Below are 1,244 nucleotides of genomic sequence, written 5' to 3' on the forward strand. Positions count from 1 at the left end.
TGATCTGAACCAATAGTTTTGGACACCTCATTAAGTGAGTAAACTAACTCATAGAGGTGAAACATGACAACTAAGACCAAACGTAAATCCTATTCAGAAGAATTCAAAGAAGAAGCACTAAAGCTGGCGAGTAAAGTAGGTTTTGCTCAAGCTGCCAGAGAATTAAGTGTCGCAGAGTCCCAGCTTTACTATTGGCGAACTGCTGCTCTGAAAAAGGCATCTACATCAGATAGAGAAAGTACGTTAGCTACCGAGAATGCTCGTTTGAAACGCCAACTAGCGGTGCAAGCAGAGGAGCTAGACATATTAAAAAAAGCCGCCACCTACTTCGCGAAAAATCAAAAATAACACGATTTGAATTTATGCAAAGCTACCGAAGCACATTCAGCGTTATCAGAATGGCTAAGGTACTTTGTGTATCGCCAAGTGGGTTTTATGCATGGATAAAATCATGTGAGCACGTGTGTAAGCGCAAACAACAACAGCAAATGTTAGATACTCAGGTCAAAGCCGTATTTGTTGACAGTAAAGAGCGAGACGGTGCGAGACGTATCCAAGTCGAGCTGGCGGAGCAAGGGAATAAACATGATGTAAAAACCATCAACAGAAGCATGGGACGTCAGGGTTTAGTAGCTAAAGCAGCTCGTAAATTCAAGTCGACCACCGACAGTAAACACAATTTACCTGTGGCCCCTAATTTACTTGAGCAGAACTTTACCGCCGATAAGCCCAACCAAAAATGGGCAGGTGATATCACGTATCTAATGACCAGCGAAGGATGGCTTTACCTCGCTGTGATTATCGACCTGTACTCGCGCTCAGTGATTGGTTGGTCAATGAGTACACGCATGACATCATCTTTGGTGTGTGACGCCCTGCAAATGGCTATCTGGCGCCGAGGTAGACCTAAAGATGTCATTGTACATAGTGATAGAGGCAGCCAATATGCTTCCCATGCTTATCGTGATTTATTAAGCGAACATCATTTAATGCAAAGTATGAGTCGTAAAGGCAACTGCTGGGATAATGCGTGTGTGGAAAGCTTCTTCCATTCACTCAAGGTCGAAGCCATCCAATATGAGCCTATTATGAACCGAGAAACCATGAGGCAGCATGTATTTGAATATATAGAAATTGATTACAACAAAAAGAGAAGGCATAGTGCGTTAGGCTATTTAAGCCCCGAGAAATTTGAACAACTAAATGTCGCTTAACGAAGTGTCCACTAATGATGGTTCAGATCA

1 protein-coding gene is annotated in these 1,244 nt (G+C 42.8%); it reads left to right on the top strand.

Features of this window, described 5'->3' with window-relative positions:
- The first annotated feature begins 63 nt into the window (after nucleotides 1-63).
- Nucleotides 64-1,214 (top strand): IS3 family transposase gene (locus ACT3RM_RS17905; RefSeq protein WP_086957897.1). Its coding sequence is split into 2 segments (ribosomal slippage): nucleotides 64-319 and nucleotides 319-1,214, totalling 1,152 coding nucleotides; the frame shifts between segments, so codons are not numbered across the junction.
- Nucleotides 1,215-1,244 lie beyond the last annotated feature (30 nt).

This window comes from Pseudoalteromonas sp. AOP7-A1-14 (genome assembly GCF_052376275.1).
GTDB lineage: Bacteria > Pseudomonadota > Gammaproteobacteria > Enterobacterales > Alteromonadaceae > Pseudoalteromonas.